Here is a 20,170-nt window from a genome sequence, read left to right as displayed (position 1 = left end):
TGTCGTTTCCATTGCGCGACAATTTAGAAAAAATTTGGCTTGTCGCCATAGGGCTATATTTAAAATCAATAATGTACGTTATGCGGGAGGGGCCCCAGCTCGGAGTTGCGAAGGCCGCACGGGCCCCTCCCTGCACCCTCCCCATCCTTGGCCGACGCCTCCATTCTCACAATGTCAACCTATCATTTCTTTATAACAAGCTAACTTCCCACTTAATACTAAATAATTATAGTCATGATACTCATTTTTATTTTTACTTGAATAAACCAAAACATCAATAATGTTATATTAGCAATATGAAAAAACTGGATTTTGCAAAAGGGATTTTTGTTCTCGCCGCAGGATTTTTCCTTGCTGCTCCCGTAAACGCACAAGTTATCGATGCCGAGTTGGCAAAGCATCCGGAATTCACCTCCAGCAATTATTTGGCGTACCCGGAACCTGCAAATACTAAATATACCAAGGCACCTGCCGGATACAAGCCGTTCTATATCAGCCACTACGGACGCCACGGCAGCCGTTACCACCACGACTCCGACGAATACAAATATCTCTACAAAACCCTTTCCAAGGCCGATTCCGCAGGAAAACTTACCGAAATCGGTAAACAAGCGCTGGCGTACGCAAAAGTCCTCGCCACCGAAGCCGCCCCACGCAAAGGAGACCTGACACAGGTGGGCGTCAAGCAGCACGAAGGCATCGCCAAGCGCATGTACAAGAACTTCTCGGAAGTTTTCAAGAACGTAAACGTTGCCGGCAAAAAAGTCACGCCGCACGTCAAGGCTTACGCAAGTACCAGCGGACGCTGCATCGTGAGCATGGCCGCATTCATCGGGGAACTCCGTTCGCTCAATCCGAAAATCAAGCCGGAACTTATTTCTGGCAAGAGCTACATGAAGTTCATCAGCGCCTTTGACTGGGGCAAGCTCGACTATTCTAAAGTCAAGACGTACACGGACGAAAGCGACAAGCTCTGGCAACAAGTGAACCCGCAACCATTCCTGAAAAAAATCTTCGCCGACAGTAGTTACGTTGCAAAGAATATCGAAGCAGACAAATTCTACAACCGCTTCTTCGAAATCGCGACATCGCTCCAGGGCATGGACAAGCCGCTACTCGACAAAATCGCCCAGGCCGCCCAAGTGCCCGCCGACAGTTTCGTAAACCTGTTCACAACCGAAGAAAAAATTGCCCGCTGGAAAGCGCAAAACGCCTGGTGGTACAGCCTCGAAGGTACAAGCCCGCTCATCAACCGCCCCGATGGCCTGAACTTCGCCAAGCCCACATTGCAGAACATCTTGGAAGAAGCCGACGAAGCAATTGCCATTGATACCGCGCGTAGTCCAGCAGGTTCAGGTCCCATAACGCCGATTGCCGCCACGCTCCGCTTTGGCCACGACGCAACCCTCCTTCCGCTTGCAGCCCTCATGCAATTGCCCATTGCAAATGCAAAAGTCTCGGACCTCTCCAAACTGCACGAACAGTGGAACGATTTCAGGATTATCCCGATGGCAGCAAACTTGCAGATGGTATTCTACAAGGCAAACAACAAGCCCGTCCTCGTCAAAATTTTGTACAATGAAATTGAACAGACATTGCCCGTGCCATGCGGCATAACAGACGAGAGACGAGAGACGAAAGACGAAAGAACTAATCTAAAAGTCTCGCAAAATTGCCCGGCCGCCCCGTACTACCGCTGGGATGATATCCGTAATTTCTATAGCGCCCTCCTCAAGAATTAAATTATCATGAAAAAATCCATTGCACTCATTTTCGCTCTTGCCGCAACATCGCTTTTCGCAGCGCCTAAAGCGACGTCAAACGCAGCAACCAAAGTCTCCAAAGCCGAGGCCGTGAAAAACCTCGTCGATCAAGGCGTACAGTTCCATGAACAAGGCCAATACGACGAAGCCATCGCAAAGTACAAGGAAGCCGAGAAGAAGGATCCGAAAAACGCCCTCGTCAAATACGAGATGGCATTTACTTACCATGCCAAGCGCGATCTGGACAAATCGCTCACTTACGCCAAGGCCGCCACAAAGTTGAAATCCGAAGGCATCGACGAAAATCTCTATAGCCTGCTCGGGACGATCTACGACGAGAAGGGAATGCCAGACTCTGCGCTTGCCGTCTATCGTGAAGGTTTTATCAAGCAGCCAAACTCGTTCAACATCCCGTACAACGCAAGCATCACATACATGCGCATGAACAACGCCGATAGTGCCTACGCCTGGATCAAGCGGAGCATCAACAACTCGCGCATCCATGAAGGCAGCCACTATTACATGGGATTCCTGGCAAGCCAGCTTGGCAAGTGGCCACAATTCTACGCGTACACCATGTACACCACGTTCATCAGCAAGAAAGCCGAAATCATCCGCGACAACCTTTCGAGACTTTACGGCAGGACAAAATCCTTTGTTCTAACGAAAGACAACAAAGTCGAAATGAACACGCCGAACATCAAACAAAATGGAAGCGATTCAACCGTCAACAACGAATTTTTGCTCGCTATCCAAACGATGCTTCTTTCAGATTCTCTCGGCAAGCGCAAGCTCTACGACCCGGATTCTAATTCGACACAGCAAATGGAATTTTTAGTCCACATCCTCGAAAAAACAATCAAGCTTGTCGCCTTCACCGACGAAATCGAAGACCCGATCCAGAGATTTTATCAGGGGCTTATCCGCGAAAGTCTCGTGGAAGCATTTATCTATACCATCTGTGAACCCATTGACCGCCCGACATTTGCGCAGTGGCTCATCAAGAACCGCAATGAACAAGGGCGACTTTACCACTGGTTCAACAAAGAATGGCTGATGCTGTAAGGAGACATCATGCAATTTTACGTACCTACGGACATTTACGTTGAAAAGGACTGCGTGAAGAACCACGCGAAAGAACTGCTCGCCGTCGGAAAGTGCGCACTCATCGTCACCGGACACAGCTCCGCGAAAGCAAACGGCTCCCTGAATGACGTGACCGAAGTCCTGAACGCTGGGGGAGTCGCCTACCAGATTTTTGACGAGGTCGAAGAAAACCCGTCCACCGATACCGTGGGGAAGGGCGTACAAATCGCACGAGAATTCGGCGCCAATTTTATCATCGGCATTGGGGGAGGTTCCGCTATCGATGCCGCCAAAGCCATGGCAATCCTCCTCGTGAACCCAAGCGTGAACGTAGACGAACTGCACAAAGCGCCGAGCCATCCGCTGAATCATGCGCCCGTTGTCGCCGTCCCGACCACTTGCGGAACAGGCTCCGAAGCAACCCCGGTCGCGATCATCACGAACCACAAAATCAATCTCAAGAAGAGCATTCCGCACCGGATTTTCCCAGTGCTCGCCCTCGTTGACGGAAAGTATCTCGCTTCTGCCAAAAAGCAGCTGATCGTGAATACCGCCGTCGATGCGCTTGCACACATGGTCGAAAGCATCTTGAACATTCACTCGAACATGCTCAACCGCATGTGCCCCGAATACGGCCTCAAGCTCTGGGGTGAGAGCAAAGAAGCGCTTATTGCTGCGGGGAATGCCGCGAAAAATGCGTCGGGAAACGCCGCGCCCATCGACACACAAGATGCCGCGCAAAACGCCTCAGAAAATGACGCGAAGATTGATGCGAGTTTGTACGAAAAACTGATGTACACCTCGACAATCGCAGGCATGTCCATCGCCATGACAAGCACCGCCGTACCACACGGCATGAGCTACGACCTCACGCTTAGCAAAGGCACACCGCACGGCCCCGCCGTCGGATACTTCCTTGCTGCTTACGTCGAAATCTGCCAGAAAAAAGTTCCGGCCGATGTCGAAAAAGTCCTCTCGCTGTTGGGACTCAAAAACGTCGAGGAATTTGCAGCAATGCTCCGCAAGCTCATCGGCACATGCACCGTCACCCGCGAATTGCGCGACAAATTCGCCGACGCCATGAAAGTGAACCGCTCCAAGCTGGACCTCGTTCCCGGCGGCATCACCCCCGAAGAAGTCGAGTACATCTACGATAAATCGCTAGTGGTGGAATAAGACTTCGCAGACCCTCCTCTTTGAAGTCATCCTCCGAAAGGAGGAACCATACAATCTCGATTTACACCTGTATTATATTCTTCACTAAATTTTTATATTACTATACCGTAAATCAATAAAAAACGGAGTCACAATGAAAAAAGCTTTAATCGCCGTCATCGTTGTCGTCGTCATCCTGCTCATCATCGTAGGGAAGGGCATCGGCACCTACAATAACATCATCGCGCTCGAAGAAGGCGTGAAGGCTCAGTGGGCACAAGTCGAAAACACTTACCAGCGCCGCTTTGACCTCATCCCGAATCTCGTGAGCACCGTGCAAGGCGAAGCAAACTTCGAAAAGAGCACCCTCACCGAAGTCATGGAAATGCGCAGCCGCATGGGCGGAACCGTCAAGCTCGACGAAAGCCTCATGAACGACGAAGCCGCCCTCAAACGCTTCCAGGAAATGCAAGGCAGCCTGAGCGGAGCCCTCCAGCGCCTCATGGCCGTCTCCGAAAACTACCCGGATCTCAAAAGCAACAAGAGCTTCCAGGAACTCCGCGTACAACTCGAAGGCGCCGAAAACCGCATCGCCGTCGAACGCAAGCGCTACAATGAAACCGTCCAGGCATACAACACCACCATTCGCCAGTTCCCGACAAACATCGTCGCCGGATTCGCAGGCGCCTCCCCGAAAGCCCTCTTCTCCGCTGACGCTGGCGCAAGCGTAGCCCCGAAAGTTCAGTTTGATATGAAGTAAAATTCGCGACTATCGCCGCAATTGAAAAAACGCGAAGAGCATTTAAAACGGTCATCGTGAAACACGATGACCTGTTTTTGTTTAACTCATTTCATCATCCAAGAAACTGCTTACAAGACTAAACTCACGAATATCATCTAACCAATCGTAAATATCTTTAGGCGAATACGTCGGAGAGCCATCGTCATTACGTTTCTTTTCAAGGGCGCAAGCAATTAAAGCATATTCCTTTTCTAACGATGTCGCAAAAACACCTTGGTCATCAGTGTTAATGGAAACCATTATTTGATCTGAATCATAATTCGGCTTCAGCCCTCTATTATAGAATGCGGTTATCGGATGTTTTGAATAACGGTCAACATCAGTAATTTTCAAATTTGAAGTCGGATTCGTTTCAACAGCAATTTTCTTACACGCAATTGTTTTTCTCATTTTTCTCTGCAATTCACTTACAATGCGTGCATCACCATCGTCAAATTGATATTCTATGATTTCATTACCCGTTTTTCTTGCTTTTGCTGAATAATGGTAGCTTTGATAAAGCGACATTACTCTCGAATTTTTTCGAATATGTTCCAAAACAGGATCAAACTCATTTTGGGAATAAGTCTTCCAAATATGCAACTTACTGTCGATCGTTCTTGAAGGTTCATCACCTCGTAGCATCCATGATTCATAATAATCATCTATTGACGCTTGTGTCGATCCATAAATCGTACTGAAATGTATTTCGAAAATTTCCTTTAACTTAAACTTAAGGCCACAACAATCATCTATGGCATATTTTTCCATTTTCTTGAACAACCACACGGCATTGTCAAGAAGGATTTGCCTTGGCATAACGACTTTAAAATTACGAGTTTTATAGTAATCATATACATCAATACCAAGAGCAACGGCATGCCCTATGCGATCACCGCATCCAAAATTCAGAAATGATATACATTCATCAATCGCCCGCAAACCATCGACGATATCGTAAAAATCCTCACCAACATGGAATGTTCTTCCCAATTGCAAATCCCTTTTTTCATAAAAGGAATCAAGAGCATTGTTTCGAGGAACATATTTCAAGCGCCTAAATGTTGATGCGAATACTTCAGGGCGACATCCGAATTCCGAACTAGCGGCATCAATTCCAATAATCGGATATATGCCTTCCCTCACCATTCCTTGTATAGCGAACTTTTCCTTATTATAAAAGTAGGGGTGAATTCCTCCTTTCACATACATGCAATTATCGTGAATAAGTTGCGCTATCGCATTAGCCTGATGTTCTAATTTATTTCGCAATTTATAGTTTCGACAAGAAACAAATTCACCCTTTTTTGAGTAATTATTTTCGTCAGGTCTTTTTATAAAATGAAGGATGAAACCCGCTTTGGCATTACGCTCCAGAAGCTTGTTAGGCTGTTTTAGCCTTAAAGAAAAATCGTTGACATACACATTACCACATCTCAACAAATTTTTCATTTCCAACGATGAATCTTTAGGAGCAATTCGCATCTCAAGCTTTTGTATCGGCTGATTGCAAATGGTTGTTTGCATCGACATAAATACAAATAGCTTTTCATAAATACTGCCTTCAAAAAAATTGTCTTTTCGGTCCTGGATTTCCTGAAAATGCGAAAAACCCTTTATTTGGTCATTCTGTATAAGGTATTTACGGAGTTTATTTTTCGCAAGCAAATAAACATATAATGGCAATTCATAATTTGCACATTTCGCACTTTCTTCGCCATGTACTTTTCCTTCGCTATATACTTTTTTAAGGTATTTATAAATCAGCTTTCGTTCGCCAACCAAAGGAACATTGTAATACCTTTTTTTGTCAAGCTCCGTTGGTTCTTCATCTATGGCATAATCGATGCAATGCGCGCCAAAACGGAATGCATTGATTTTTTCATTAGTTATTGCATTACCTATCGTACCGGCATATAACTTAATAAAATTCGAATTGCATTTAAGTATACTACTTATAGGTAGCCTTACATTACCTCCCTTATACTTCTCGCTCTTGAATAAGAAAATTCTCGAAGCCCTAGCTTTTTCAATCCATGTGTACAAATCCTTATTCAACTCATCTAATTTCTCTTTTATTTTTCCATCGATTTTTTCTGCATTCATCAAATACAGCCATGTTACATCGAAAATAAGCGATGAACCGCGCATATGGTAATGCAACTCGCCCAAACCCTTATTCAATACATGCATCAATTCAGGATTATTGGCTGTAATATTGGGTTTCCAGGCGAAAGACTTTATTTCAAACCTTTCGCGGACATAACGCAAAGCCAAATACGAAACCGTTAAAAGATCTTCGCCAATAATTTTAGCGATATCATTCCAAAGAAGGTAATCGTTGTATTCGCATACAGGCTCGTCATTCACCCACTGCAGCTTTTTTTCTACGGCAAAACCAAGAATATTAAAGATACTCGATTTCTTAACATCCTTTAGAGAAAATAGCCATTGTTCGTTTGCTAATTGATGAATGCTGTTGACAACGTCCGTCCCATACATGGAGTTGTGGGCAATGAACAAATCACGGAATGAAGCCTTATCCATTCCTTTATCAACAAATGACTTAGAAGTACTGTGAGATTTTCTCCCAATACTAACATCAATCACTTCGTCAATATCCGCATCGACAAAATATACTTGAAGAACTGCGTTTAGATTTGTCATGCGCGCTACTTACGATTTTGCATGTAGATTATAAAATCACTAATAGATTTATCAATATCACTATAAGACAACATTAATGAATCTTTAAATTTTCTAAAAATCCAACTAGTCACGCTATCATCTAAAATCCCTTTTTCACGAAGGAGTTCTCTCCATTTCGCTTTAACTTCGTCAGATTTGTAGCTTTCACCTTCTTTGAATAAGCTGTGAAGTTCGCTACTCAATTTCGACAAGTCAATACTTTGTTCAGACCCTTTTTCTGGAGCCACTTCTATAACTTCTGCTTTTTGAGTAATTTTATCTTTTTGACTTTCAGCATACGATTTTATTATACCACCCAATACTTTAACAACATCGTCAGTGCCAGATTGATTCCCCTGCTGAACATTATCCATCAATGAAATTACATTATCTAATAAATCAACTTCTTTTTCCGATGCGTTTTCTAACTTATCACTAACAGAATCCATCGTTTTTTGCTTTCTCATATCAATCGCACTTGTAAAGATATCGTTAAATAAATCTTTAGTGTCATTTTCGTCTAAAACATTAATAAATTCCGTTGCAAAACTAAAATCTATATCATACCATTCTTTTTTCGCATTTTCTGTTCCAGACTTTTCATCATATGATTTTATAAGATATTCTTGAATCGCGCCAAAGAATTCAGCCAAACTTTTACGATCATCTTCAGGATAATTTCTTATATCATAGTTTTCATTTATATGATTATATAAGTCGTTCAATATTTCTATATTCCGAATGGAGCTATACGACAACAAAGGATGCAATTCATCATTATGCGCATGAGGTCTATGCTCTTTACAATATTTCAACAAGCGATTATAAAGTGATTCTTTAATTTCTTTCGCCTTCTTAAATAAATTTTCATCAATTCGGTTATAGCATCTTTCTACATTAGGCAAATTGGAGAAAAACGACATCACGTCAAACCAAACAAATTCCTGATTTGTACCAAACTTTGATGCATACACAATATCTATATTGGCTCGATAATCGCTTGAAGTAAGTTTATTCTTTTCATCGCGCCTATCACGTTTATACCGCCGCCTTAAAGTTAACAAAGCAAATAATTCGCATAACCTAAAAATCTTTATTTCCTTTTCACTTAATTCGTCTTTTGATAAAAGCGGATTTAATAAATATTTCATTTCCTTTAATGAATACAGTCTATAATCTCTTCTTCTCCCGTCTTTATTTACAGGAATGAAAACACCATTTTCACCATTCAAATTGAAGAAAGAGCCACCCGCCAAAATTTCATATGCGGAATAATTATCAATATCGTTTTTTACTCGTACATTTTTTTCAATACCTTCAATTTCTCTTGCCAAGTCAGTTCTATAATCATAATACTCATACAACCGCATGGAATAAAATGTTTCTATCGCAAAAATAAACGCCTTATCAGAATATTGAACTTTTGCTCCTTTAACCAAACGCAAAAGTAAATTCACATCACCTATGGATATATTGTAAGGTTTATTTTTTTCATCAAGAATCTTTTTTACCTCTTCTGTATTGCCCTTCAATACATCTTCAAATCGATTCTGTAATTTTTTTACAACCGTTTTATTTATAATCGACGGATCTTCTATAGAAAATAATTGTTTAATAAATAACCCATCTTCCTCTTTTAAATTACTTTTACACCACGATTGAACGAAGTACTGCCTAAATACATCTTTGTTGCGTTGATTTTGTTCATTTACTTCACCCTTTTGGTAATCAGGCATACTAAGCAATAATCCCAATAACTGGTTATACTCTCGGAGTGTATGCGGAATAATAAAGCTAGATACCCCTTGCATGTGATAAAAAAGATATCTTGTCTTTGAAAAAATCAACTTGACAATAATGTATCTTACAGGATAACCAGAAAGATCCTGAATAATTCCATACTTATCATATATCATCGCAATCCGATTGTACATCAAATCGATGGTAGGCAAAACAAAACGATGACTTTCAGGAATAAGCTTTATAAGATACTTATTCGCCATTTCAATAATTTGTTCACAAGGCAATAGTTTCTGGCTAATTAAATCACGGAATTCATGCAAAAAACTTCTTTCGACTACTTTTTGCAATTGTTCCATTTTCACAGCCATCAAAATAATTACATTTTCATGAATAAGATATTTGCGAATTTGCTCAACCATTTCATATGCACAGGTTGAATGCAAATCAATATCATCTATAGGAATGACCAAAAAATCCCTTTTGGCAAACTTTAAATATTTTTGAATTAAATCCTGAATGTCTTTTGCAAGATTGACAGATGCACTTAAATTTAAAAGCTTATCTACATTATCTTCTGACGATATGCAATTGGATTTCGATCTTTTTTTAAAATCCATGCACGAAATTGTCTGTTTTACCTTTTCAAACGATTCCAATAAGTCGTTTTTCTCATTGATATCATCCTGATTGCTCTTTTCCCATTTTGTCTTAAAGTCATCGAAAAGATGGCCTAAAAAAATGTCCAGGATATTAGTCGTTTCATCAAAAAAAGAAGGATCCGTGGAATCAAGAACTTTAAATGACGTTTCACCTCTATTGACAACAGGACTATCTACATTTTCTTTTAACATTTTTGCAACGGAAAGCATGCAGGAAGTTTTTCCAGTCCCTCTTTCTCCAATAAATGCAAAAATATTGTTGGAATTATTCAACGGATCTTTACTGCGTTTTTCAGAATCATCTTTTTTTCTATCCAACAGCCTTTTTTCAAACCCATCAAAAAAAGATTTATAAACACCTCTGAAAATTGAATCGTCTTTTCTTTTCGCACTTTCTATATATAACTGTGTTTCAGCATTGTGATAAAACTTAAAAGTATTTTGTCCAGTAACGAGCATAGCAATCCCTTATAATAATATTTTTGCATAATTTATACTAACATCAATACCTTGTCAACAAACGATATTGAAGTAAGTTTTTTATAAAGTTTCGAAATTTTGCTTGTTAATGAAGGAAATTTCACGCGCATTTTCAATTGTGTCGTGACGCGTCTTTTTTTATCTGAACCTTGACTGGACCCTTCGACAGATGACTTTTGAAAAATGAATTTCACGAGATGGAGCTAAAGCCTCTCACCTTCGGCTCGGTTCAAAGAATATACAAGCGTATTCGAAATTGTATGGATCCTCCTAGCGGAGGATGACTGTGGGTGGCCGCGACTCTCGGCGCAATTTTCAATTGACTTTAAGCGCTCTTTCGATTAACATCCCACGAGCAGTCCACTATACATTCTGCGAGCATTCCCTCAAAACATTACTCTTTTTCGCGGAGCATGTCGGCGGCGCGTTGAATATCGCGCTCACGGATCGCTTCATCGACACGCTTACGGAATAGCGTCTCGGTGTGGTACTGGAAAAGTTCGCGTTCTTGCGCAATGTAGAACGTGAGGAACTTGATGTACAGACCAATGCTTGTCACAAAGAATAAATTCTGAATGACATTCAAAACTGTCATATCGGAATGCTTGAACATAAGCACTACGACTGCAAGCGTCGCGAAAAACCACGCCACAAGCAGCTTCTTCGGGAAACGCCCTTTCAGGATGCCGCGTTCTTCCATGCATTTTTCCTGGCACACGACCATGTCGTTGAAAATCCAAAAGTGCAGAACAAATCCAATGACCGGAATCAGGGTGAGTACGATGGCACCGATAGGCGAGAAATCAGGTTTCGTCAAAATGCGTAAATTTGCAATCGCGCGATGAAGCCACGAGAAATAATAAACCAGGAACATCACCGAAGAAATTAAAAGGCCAAACCCGCAAACAAAACCATAAGCGATATAGGCAACAGCAAGACCGACCGATTCTTGCCGCATACTTTTCATGGATTCCCCAAATGCGTTATTTGCAAAAAACAAAAAAATGAAAAGTACAAAAAGGACCTTCAACCAAAAAAGTGTTCTTTCGCCACGTTTTGTATTATCCTGCATAAAACCTCCACAGTGAAATATAATATTTGTACATCGATCAAATGGTTCTTATAGAAAAAAATTGGTATCTACTCTCAAAAACTGCTGTTGATATATAGTTATTAGATAAAACATCCCTTCAATATTTTAATTCCAAATTTTACATATTATCCACAAAAATCAGTAACGTTTCACGTGAAACACCGCAAATGTGATAAAACTTGTTCATTAACTATCAACATTAAAAATAAATTTTTGAAGATTATTTGATTTATAAATCTGATAGTTAATAAAATCAAGCAAATTTATCAACTATATAATATATGTTGTTTTAAAATTTAGAGCCACAACGCATGTCCAGGTGAAACCTTTTTTCGAATTTTTATGGGAGCAAAAAAAAATACCGAGTTCGCGGGGAACTCGGCGGTAAAAAAGGAAGCGCCCAAAGATAGGCAACCCAAAGAGCAGTCTAGAACGTCACGGTGCGCGGCGGTTCCGCAAAACTGCAGAACGTGGCAGTTGCATCCTTGAAGTAGAGGACTTCGGTGTTTTCGTCGTCCGGGGAATACATGCGCTTCAATTCGGGGTAAGCTTCGAGCATGTGGACCTTGGGTTCACGGCGGTCATCGCGGACAAGCGTTCCGCTCAAACGGAGCCACTTATTGCCGGCCTTGTTCATGGCACAAAGCTGGACCTTGCCATTTTTCTGGATCTGCTTCGAGACATTCTTGGTCTTGCCTGTCTGGATGTAGAGCTTGCCCTCAAAAATTTCGATAGTCCCGAACGGGCGTACTTTCGGTTCGTCGCCATCGACCGTCGCGAGGAAGTAGGCGCCGCATTCCTTGATAAAGTTCTTGACTTCTTCCATTATATACTCCTTAATGAAATTACAGTAAATAATATATAAAAAGAATAGGGTATTAATTGGAAAATAATTGAATTTACAAAACTTCTCGGTAGATTCGTTCCATCTGTGCGCTGAAACAGCAGAAGATGACCTTCTTGACTTTTCGTGCGGGATATTCGCGGACCGTTTTCACGGCAATTTCAGTAGCCTCATTCCAGGGGTAGCCATAAACGCCGGTAGAGATAGCGGGGAAGGCAACAGTCTCGCAGCCGTTTTCTTCGGCAAGAGCAAGGCAGTTTTTATAGCAAGATTCCAAAAGTTTGGGTTCGCCATGCTGGCCGTCGCGATAAATCGGTCCCGGAGTGTGAATCACGAACTTCGCCGGGAGCCTGAACCCGGGAGTGATTTTAGCCTTTCCCGTCTCGCAACCGTTCAGGGGAATGCATGATTGCAAAAGTTCCGGACCTGCCGCACGATGAATCGCCCCATCGACACCACCGCCACCCAGCAACGAACAGTTCGCCGCATTCACGATGGCATCGACTTTAAGCTTGGTAATATCACCCTGGATAATTTCAATATCGATCATAAGGACCTCCAAAATACTCACTATATAATATAGCATCAACACATCGCATAACGCAAACAACCGTGTATAAAGCATTCCCGGTTTATAGGCACCTGGGGGAACATCGTAGAGATGCGTCAACTCAAACAAAACAAGGAATAACAACTGTCTGCAGTCAGACGGGCGTCCTCGCTTAACGTATCAAAACGACATCCAACCAGGAATTAAATCTATGAAAAAGAAACATAAAAATAAAAAACAACGGAAAAAAGTTTACGTATTCAAACTCACCGGAGATAATATTCTTGAAATATTAAGAATATTATTTCAAGTAATCAATCTAGCTAAAGAATTAAATAACACTATTTCCTTGTTTTAGTTCACAATGAGGATAAAACAAGTTTTATAGTCATAATACCTCGTTTTTCTTCCGCTCAATAAAATATATTATGCAAGAGGTTTTATGAAGATTGAACATATAGCTATTTGGGTTAAGGACATCGACAAGGTGTGTGAATTCTATCGGAAATACTTCGGTGGGGTAGTCCAACCTCTTTATCACAATCCCACAAAACAGTTCACCAGCAGATTTGTCACTTTCGATGATGGCGCCCGCCTGGAAATCATGCACCGCCCTGATATATGTGTTGAACGAAATGTTGGGATAGATAAAATTGTTTCACATGAAACATTATCAGACACACAACATTTGGGTTTTACCCATCTTTCCTTTTCCGTTGGTTCAAAAGAAGAGGTGGACCGTCTGACCCAGCAAATGTATTCCGAAGGAATTCCTGTCGTAGGTCAACCAAGAACTACTGGCGATGGGTATTATGAAAGTGTAGTCCTCGACCCCGAAGGAAACAGAATCGAGATTACGGTTTAAATCATCCCTTGAAAGAGAACAGCATTGCTATATTTTCTAATATGAAAAAGACCCTACTTATATTTGCCCTCACTGCATTAAACGCATATGCTCTCAATTGCGTCGAAACGGAATTTGAAATCCGTAAGAACGAGTACGATGAACACAAATACGATAACTACATAAACCACAACGGATATTCAATAGGCGAAACCGATTACGTTTTCATAGGTTTCAATATACTAGATAAAGACACCCATAAAGAAATTTTTTATTATACTGGAAACCATTTAGACAGTTCATACTATTCTTTTTCAAATTCTGACTATACACAAAATATATGCTCAGCAACACAATGTCCAGAAAATAAAGTATGCCCACCAAGTAATTGCACTAGCACTTATACATCATCCCACTTCGGCTACAAATTTAAAGCTGAAACCAAAGAAGAACTTACATCCATTTTAAATGAATACCACGCCATAATTAAATATGGGAACTCCACTAAATCTACTGGTGAAAATCCTAAAATAATTACCCGCCAATATTATGAATGTGATAAAGAAGTTTATTGTTCAGAAACAACATCAGTGGACATCTACCATATGAACCAGTTAGTGGAAAGAATTACATACAGTCCCATCGACGGTTCAAATAAAATTAAAGTTGTAAAGGAAAAATACGACAGCAACGGGGAGCTTATTTCCAAAATTCCTACCGAAGAATTATTCGAAAAAACAATCGAAAGTATTTCCGTGTATTATTCCAAAGACTCCGTTCACATGGAAAAAGAAAGTATTTCTTATAGCTATTTCAATGAAAAAGAAAATAAATACACTGAAAACACAACTCGAACAATGTACCTGAAAAACGATTCTCTTTATATATACGATGGTCGAAGCCAATATTTAGATGAAGCTATTTGCGTTCAAGATAAAGATTCAGAAAATCGTTGCCATTGCGGAGAAAAAGAGAATTTTTGGGAGACTTTTAAAATCGAAATGCACAACGATACACTTGTCAGAATTGATCAAGAAAACAAGTTTACAGACTCCTACTTTTATCTCCCTGTGAAAAAAGACTCTACCACATCCATTATTCCCAAGAAAATCTACCCGATTGCGGACTGGCGAAAATTCAAACATTTCGACCTTCTCGGTCGCCCCGCACTCACCAGCAACAAACACATCATAAAAGTTCATCGATAATACAAAACAGTCTCCTCTACAGGGGATTTTTTTATGTTTCACGTGAAACCTCTACAGGGCGAATGTAGCGCCCATACTTGTATGGGCATTACTGAGCACCAAGAGGTAAGACACAAAGTGTCCAAACAGTCGATAGCGAGAGTCGCGACGGGGTGCTTGCACACCGGCATAACCGAGCATGAGACTGTAAGACTATAACGAAGTTATAGTCTCAACATTTTTAAACTGAAATATTCAAATCATGTTTTCCAAAGTACTTACCATATTCCTCATCTTCATATCTTTTGCCTCTGCAAAGATATCTGCACTGGAAGATTCAGTGCAGGATTCCACTTTTTCTATAAATCTAAGCAACATCTATGAAAACAAATACAATCCTTTCCAGGTAATATTCCTAGGGGGGATAGGATATACATCTACAAAAAGATTTGAAGTGGATATATTTTGCATGAGCGCTCTAGACATGGGAAGCAAACTTTTCGGCATCGACCGACTACTTGCTGACTATACATTTTTAAGATTTGACCGCAGGCTAGAAAGGACCGAAGGTGACAAGAAAATCGATGACTTATCAATCGGAAGTGCAGTATCGTTTATAGGATTTGGTTTTCTCGGAATGGCAGCTTCAAAAGAAAGTACCTTACGGAAAATAGCACTTGGAGGAATGTGGTTTGCATCCGGAACAACAAAGTACATATTGTATGGAAATAATCTTTCCGGAGTTGCACTGGCCGAAAGTCATGCCATAGAATGGTTCCTTAGATCTGAAGGAAAAGACAACAAATATCATTATTCCGCTAAAGAGTTCGGATTCGTCGAAGAAGTAGGAATACAATTTGGGATTTTCTTAGCTCAGGTAACGGCAGGTGTTTCTTTCGAAATCACCAACAAGCAACGCAACATTGGATGGTTCTTGAAAATGATTACACTTCCGTTCTTCATAGAAAACTTTTCGCGACAAGAACAAAAATAAAACCCTTTAACATTTTCTCAACATTTATCAAAATGTTATCAACATATATTTTATGAATTTTATAGGGCAGGGGAGACAACTGTTTGTTTTCCAAAAAAGTTATGCTAAATTTCAATTCGGAACTTGATAATCACAATTGTTCCACGTGAAACAATTGCAAACCGAGGAAGCGGCGGGAAACCTGTTTACCGACATTTCCGAGGTACAGCAAGTTGGCTCCGAAGGAGCAAACATGCGATAGCGAGTGTCGCGACGGGGTGCTTGCACACCGGCATGACCGAGCATGAGAATGTAGGACACGCAGTGTCTAAACATTGACGATACTAAAAAAGAGAAAACTTGAGTTACAGAACTAACAAAGCGCAGCAAAATCTCTTGAACCAGTTCCTTTCGGGACATGGTGTACAGCTGTCCGAAGAGACTCTCGACAAGCTTTACCAGTTTGCAGACTTGGTGGTGGACACCAAGGAATATGGCAACTTGATTTCGGCAAAGGATTCTGAAAAGTTTTTGAGCAGGCACATCGCTGACTCGCTCGTCCCCTATATATATATGAGACAAGAGACGAGAGACGAGAGACGAGAGAATATGCCAGGATCTCTTTCGTCTCTAGTCTGTAGCGAGCATGCGAGCGTTCTCTCGTCTAAACGTTGGGCCGATATGGGTGCTGGTGCAGGTTGCCCAGTTTTCCCGCTTGCGATTGCCATGCCAAACGTGCAGTTCTATGCTGTTGAACCACGCCACATGCGCGTGAACTTTATGCAGATGGTCAAGGAAAAACTCCACTTGGACAATTTGACCGTCGTCGGCAAGCGCTTTGAAACGTCCGGCCTGACCGACCTTGACTTTATCAGCTGCCGCGCCCTCTCAACTTTTGAAAACGACTGGGAACGTGCCCAGGTAGGTCTCAAGCGGGGCGGAACTTTTGTCACGCTGAAGAGCTTCAACAATATTGCCCATTTGGAAAACGATCCGAAAGTGCATATCCAAAAGTATGAACTTCCAGAAGAAGAACAGGTGTACGCTCTAGTCACCCGAGGTAATAATGAGTAAAATTATCGCCATATGCAACCAAAAAGGTGGCGTCGGTAAAACTACAACGGCCGTGAACTTGGCCGCGAGTTTTGCAGCCCTTGAAAAGAAGACACTTCTTTTAGACATGGACCCGCAGGGTAATGCCTCTCAAGGTCTCGGTTTCATGGAATCCCAGGATATGGATATCCACGAAATTCTGGACATGGCCGGTAATCCGGACAATCTCACGCTCGAAAACATCAAGCCCGCCATCTTGGACACTTCGCTTGAATACCTCAAGGTCATCACTTCTGGACCTGACCTCGCTGTCATGGAAATTGAACTTGTCAACGCCATGAGCCGCGAACGCAGACTCGAACGCGTGATGAACGTTCTCAAGCAGGAGTTCGATTTCATCATCATCGACGCTCCTCCGAGCCTGAACTTACTCACAATTAATACACTGACGGCCGCAACGAGCGTGCTCATTCCGGTGCAGTGTGAATATTATGCATTGCAGGGTATGACTGAACTTTTCAAGACCATCCGTGAAGTCCAGAAGAATCTGAACTCCAACTTGAAAATCGAAGGCGCCCTCCTCACGATGTACGATTCCCGTCTGAGTCTTTCGAAGCAGGTCGCTGAAGAAGTTCGCGAGAATCTGAGCGACACCGTTTTCCAGACGATGATCCCGCGCAACGTAAAACTCTCCGAAGCTCCATCCCACGGCAAGCCGGTCATCCTTTACGATGTGCAGAGCACAGGTTCGCAGTCGTACATGAAGCTCGCTGAGGAAATATTAAATAAGGAAAAGTAACAAACGTCATCCTGAGGGAACCGAAGGATCCAAAAAAAACTTCACTGGATTCTTCGACTTCGCCTAACGGCTTCGCTCAGAATGACACCTGCATAAACTTTTAACTAATAACCATTGACTAACAACTAGAAACTATTATGGGTAAACAAGCACTTGGTCGCGGTCTCTCTGCAATTTTTAAGGCACACGATGTTCTCGGCAACTCTGTCGATAACGCTATCAACAATTCCGCAGCTCCAGAAAATGCTGCAACGGACAATCAGAAAATTGTCGAAATCAACATCGACTTGATCGACCCGAACCCGTTCCAGCCGCGTAAGTTCTTCGACGACGATGAACTTGTCGAACTTGCTGAAACCATCGAAAAGCACGGACTTATCCAACCGATCGCCGTCCGCAAGGTGGGCGACCGCTACCAGATCATCAGCGGTGAACGCCGTACCCGTGCATCGAAGCTTGCCAACTGCCAGACCATCAAGGCCCAGGTTTACGAAAATCTCGACGACAAGACCATGAGCGAATGGGCTTTGATCGAGAACATCCAGCGTGTGGACCTGAACCCGATCGAAGTGGCACAGTCTTACCAGCAGTTGATCGACAACCACAACTACACGCATGACGACTTGGCCAAGACGGTCGGCAAGTCCCGTTCCGCCATCACGAACGCACTTCGTCTCTTGAAGCTCCCGAACCAGGTGCAAGCCTGGATCCAGGAAGGCAAACTTGCAGGCGGTGCCGCCCGTGCTCTTTGCAGTGAAAAAATTGCAGACCCGGAAGCTCTTGCAAAGCGCGTCATCGAAGAAGGTTTGAACGTCCGTCAGATCGAAGCTATCGCCCGCGGTGAAGATCCGTTCGCCCAGACGAGAGACGAGAGTGGAAATACGAGAGAAGCGGAACCTGAAAATGTCGCAGCCGCGACCGAAGAAGATGAAATGCCAGAAGTCCACGGCAGTGAACCGAGACCGAAGCCGGAACTCAGCGCCGATCTCAAGAACTTCGAAAACAGGCTCGAAACGTTCTTCGGCACAAAGGTCGCACTCAACCCGAGCGCCAAGGACCAGACCAAAGGCACCATCGTCATCAACTACTATTCCATGGACGACCTGACAAGAATCCAGGAAATCATGGAAAACCGCTAACGGTAAAATTGTGAGTCGTAAGTTTTACACCATCCAGATTATTCCGGAAAACACGACCGGTTCTAAAAAGTACCGCATATCGAGCAAGCAATTTTACTTGTTCCATATCGGACTTGTCCTGGTCGCTATCATCCTCATTTTGTTTATAGTCCACATTGCAAGGATCAACAAGACCCTCATCAGCTACGAAAAGATGCGTGTATACAATGCGCAGCTCGTAAAGCAGAACGCAAACTACGAGGAACTCTTTTCGAGACTTGATTCACTGTGGATCATGGAAAACCGAATCCAGAATATCTTCGAGACGTTCCTCGAAAACGACTCCAACAAGATCAACAGCATCATCGAGCGCAACCGCTTTGCGCATGTTCCCTCCAGCAAGAACAGTATCGATTTCGAAGGTATCCACAACTGGCTTACGACCGACGAAAAAATCCGCCTGGAAAGAATCCCGAACGTGATCCCGGCTGTAGGCATCATCAGCAAAAAGTTCTCCTACGAAAACAAGCACCTGGGAATCGACATATCGGCTCGTAAGGGAAACCCGGTATTTGCATCGGGTAGCGGCAAGGTAACATTCGCGGGCAACAGTGGCGATCTTGGAAACACCGTCGTCATTGACCATCAAAACGGATACAAATCAAGCTATTCACATCTCAAGAGCCTAAGGACTCGAAAAGGGTCTAATGTCACAAAAGGCGATGTGATCGGGTATGTCGGCGACACTGGCAATACGAGTGGTCCACACTTACACTATTCCATTACCAAGAACAATATACCTCAGGATCCAGAAACCATATTTACATACTAGGGGAAAATCATGGCGAGCAAAAACGAACAAGAATTCACCCAAATCGGAAGAAACGTTCAAGTTAACGGAAACATTACTGGGAAAACGGATTTGCGAATCGCCGGAAAAGTTTATGGCAATGTCTCCATAGATGGAGAACTGATTCTGGAAAAATTTGCCCTCATAGAAGGCGACGTCAAGTGTGGCGCCGCTATTCTTGCAGGTTCCATAAAAGGCGATGTGGATTGCAAGAAAAAGCTAGTTCTTCAAGACAACGCAAAAATCATCGGGAACGTAAAGGCAGAACAGCTTATCATTAACGAAGGAGCCATCTTCCAGGGTTCCTGTGAAATGTCCACCACTACTATTAAATAATACTAGATATATTTATATATAAGAATTGATATTTAATGTAGTGAATAGTGGATAGAATTTTTACTGTTCGAACGTAAATCTATGATAATCAATGAGATACGAAAATAAGCCAAATGTGGATTAATGTTGAAAATTTAAAATCTATTCACTTTCTTCAATGTTGATAGG

The 20,170-nt window shown here is 42.4% G+C and carries 18 protein-coding genes; 13 read left to right on the top strand and 5 right to left on the bottom strand.

All coding sequences use genetic code 11. The features are described 5' to 3' along the window. The first annotated feature begins 296 nt into the window (after positions 1-296). The 4 genes from ACJMM9_RS07095 to ACJMM9_RS07080 all read left to right on the top strand — a co-directional run bounded on the left by ACJMM9_RS07095 (position 297) and on the right by ACJMM9_RS07080 (position 4,764). A complete protein-coding gene (locus ACJMM9_RS07095) occupies positions 297-1,742 on the top strand; it encodes a histidine-type phosphatase (RefSeq protein ID WP_405325125.1) in 1,446 nt (481 codons plus the stop codon). 6 nt (positions 1,743-1,748) lie between these two features. Then, the gene (locus tag ACJMM9_RS07090) at positions 1,749-2,828 is read left to right on the top strand and encodes a tetratricopeptide repeat protein (protein ID WP_405325123.1); all 1,080 of its coding nucleotides are present in this window, start codon (positions 1,749-1,751) and stop codon (positions 2,826-2,828) included. 9 nt (positions 2,829-2,837) lie between these two features. After that, on the top strand, positions 2,838-4,025 hold the full coding sequence (locus tag ACJMM9_RS07085) for an iron-containing alcohol dehydrogenase family protein (RefSeq protein ID WP_405325120.1): 1,188 nt from the start codon (positions 2,838-2,840) through the stop codon (positions 4,023-4,025). Positions 4,026-4,158: 133 nt separating this feature from the next. Beyond that, a complete protein-coding gene (locus tag ACJMM9_RS07080) occupies positions 4,159-4,764 on the top strand; it encodes a LemA family protein (protein WP_405325117.1) in 606 nt (201 codons plus the stop codon). 81 nt (positions 4,765-4,845) lie between these two features. On the opposite strand, the gene ACJMM9_RS07075 is transcribed toward ACJMM9_RS07080, so the two are convergent. From ACJMM9_RS07075 to ACJMM9_RS07055, 5 genes are all read right to left on the bottom strand, one after another. After that, a complete protein-coding gene (locus tag ACJMM9_RS07075; RefSeq protein WP_405325114.1) occupies positions 4,846-7,452 on the bottom strand; it encodes a hypothetical protein in 2,607 nt (868 codons plus the stop codon). A gap of 5 nt (positions 7,453-7,457) precedes the next feature. Beyond that, positions 7,458-10,334: a hypothetical protein gene (locus ACJMM9_RS07070; RefSeq protein WP_405325111.1), complete on the bottom strand. Its 2,877-nt coding sequence runs from the start codon at positions 10,332-10,334 to the stop codon at positions 7,458-7,460. Positions 10,335-10,749: 415 nt separating this feature from the next. Continuing rightward, the gene (locus ACJMM9_RS07065) at positions 10,750-11,322 is read right to left on the bottom strand and encodes a hypothetical protein (protein ID WP_405325108.1); all 573 of its coding nucleotides are present in this window, start codon (positions 11,320-11,322) and stop codon (positions 10,750-10,752) included. Positions 11,323-11,875: 553 nt separating this feature from the next. Next, on the bottom strand, positions 11,876-12,274 hold the full coding sequence (locus ACJMM9_RS07060) for a pyridoxamine 5'-phosphate oxidase family protein (RefSeq protein WP_173831361.1): 399 nt from the start codon (positions 12,272-12,274) through the stop codon (positions 11,876-11,878). A gap of 73 nt (positions 12,275-12,347) precedes the next feature. Then, entirely contained in the window at positions 12,348-12,842 is a 495-nt protein-coding gene (locus ACJMM9_RS07055; protein ID WP_405325105.1) for an O-acetyl-ADP-ribose deacetylase, read from the bottom strand. Between the two features lie 211 nt (positions 12,843-13,053). On the opposite strand from ACJMM9_RS07055, the gene ACJMM9_RS07050 reads away from it, so the two are divergent. The 9 genes from ACJMM9_RS07050 (at position 13,054) to ACJMM9_RS07010 (ending at position 20,002) form a co-directional block, all read left to right on the top strand. Beyond that, on the top strand, positions 13,054-13,200 hold the full coding sequence (locus ACJMM9_RS07050; RefSeq protein WP_405325102.1) for a hypothetical protein: 147 nt from the start codon (positions 13,054-13,056) through the stop codon (positions 13,198-13,200). Between the two features lie 84 nt (positions 13,201-13,284). After that, positions 13,285-13,707 carry a VOC family protein gene (locus tag ACJMM9_RS07045; RefSeq protein WP_405325099.1) on the top strand — a complete coding sequence of 141 codons (423 nt, stop codon included), beginning with the start codon at positions 13,285-13,287 and terminating at the stop codon, positions 13,705-13,707. Positions 13,708-13,748: 41 nt separating this feature from the next. Further along, on the top strand, positions 13,749-14,894 hold the full coding sequence (locus ACJMM9_RS07040; protein ID WP_405325096.1) for a hypothetical protein: 1,146 nt from the start codon (positions 13,749-13,751) through the stop codon (positions 14,892-14,894). A gap of 241 nt (positions 14,895-15,135) precedes the next feature. Further along, positions 15,136-15,867 (top strand): hypothetical protein, encoded by a 732-nt coding sequence (locus tag ACJMM9_RS07035; protein WP_405325093.1) that lies wholly within the window; start codon positions 15,136-15,138, stop codon positions 15,865-15,867. 339 nt (positions 15,868-16,206) lie between these two features. After that, entirely contained in the window at positions 16,207-16,920 is a 714-nt protein-coding gene (locus ACJMM9_RS07030; RefSeq protein WP_405325090.1) for a 16S rRNA (guanine(527)-N(7))-methyltransferase RsmG, read from the top strand. Then, positions 16,913-17,698 (top strand): ParA family protein, encoded by a 786-nt coding sequence (locus tag ACJMM9_RS07025; RefSeq protein WP_014546136.1) that lies wholly within the window; start codon positions 16,913-16,915, stop codon positions 17,696-17,698. The genes ACJMM9_RS07030 and ACJMM9_RS07025 overlap by 8 nt, the downstream gene beginning before the upstream one ends. Positions 17,699-17,835: 137 nt before the next feature. Continuing rightward, a complete protein-coding gene (locus ACJMM9_RS07020) occupies positions 17,836-18,837 on the top strand; it encodes a ParB/RepB/Spo0J family partition protein (RefSeq protein ID WP_405325087.1) in 1,002 nt (333 codons plus the stop codon). A gap of 10 nt (positions 18,838-18,847) precedes the next feature. Further along, positions 18,848-19,648 carry a M23 family metallopeptidase gene (locus ACJMM9_RS07015; protein ID WP_173466704.1) on the top strand — a complete coding sequence of 267 codons (801 nt, stop codon included), beginning with the start codon at positions 18,848-18,850 and terminating at the stop codon, positions 19,646-19,648. 9 nt (positions 19,649-19,657) lie between these two features. After that, the gene (locus tag ACJMM9_RS07010) at positions 19,658-20,002 is read left to right on the top strand and encodes a polymer-forming cytoskeletal protein (protein ID WP_405325083.1); all 345 of its coding nucleotides are present in this window, start codon (positions 19,658-19,660) and stop codon (positions 20,000-20,002) included. The last annotated feature ends 168 nt before the right edge of the window (positions 20,003-20,170 follow it).

Origin of the sequence: Fibrobacter sp. (assembly GCF_045112255.1) — a bacterium.
In the GTDB taxonomy this organism is placed as follows: domain Bacteria; phylum Fibrobacterota; class Fibrobacteria; order Fibrobacterales; family Fibrobacteraceae; genus Fibrobacter.
Note: the sequence above shows the minus strand (reverse complement) of the source record. Positions and strands in the feature narration are given on the sequence as shown.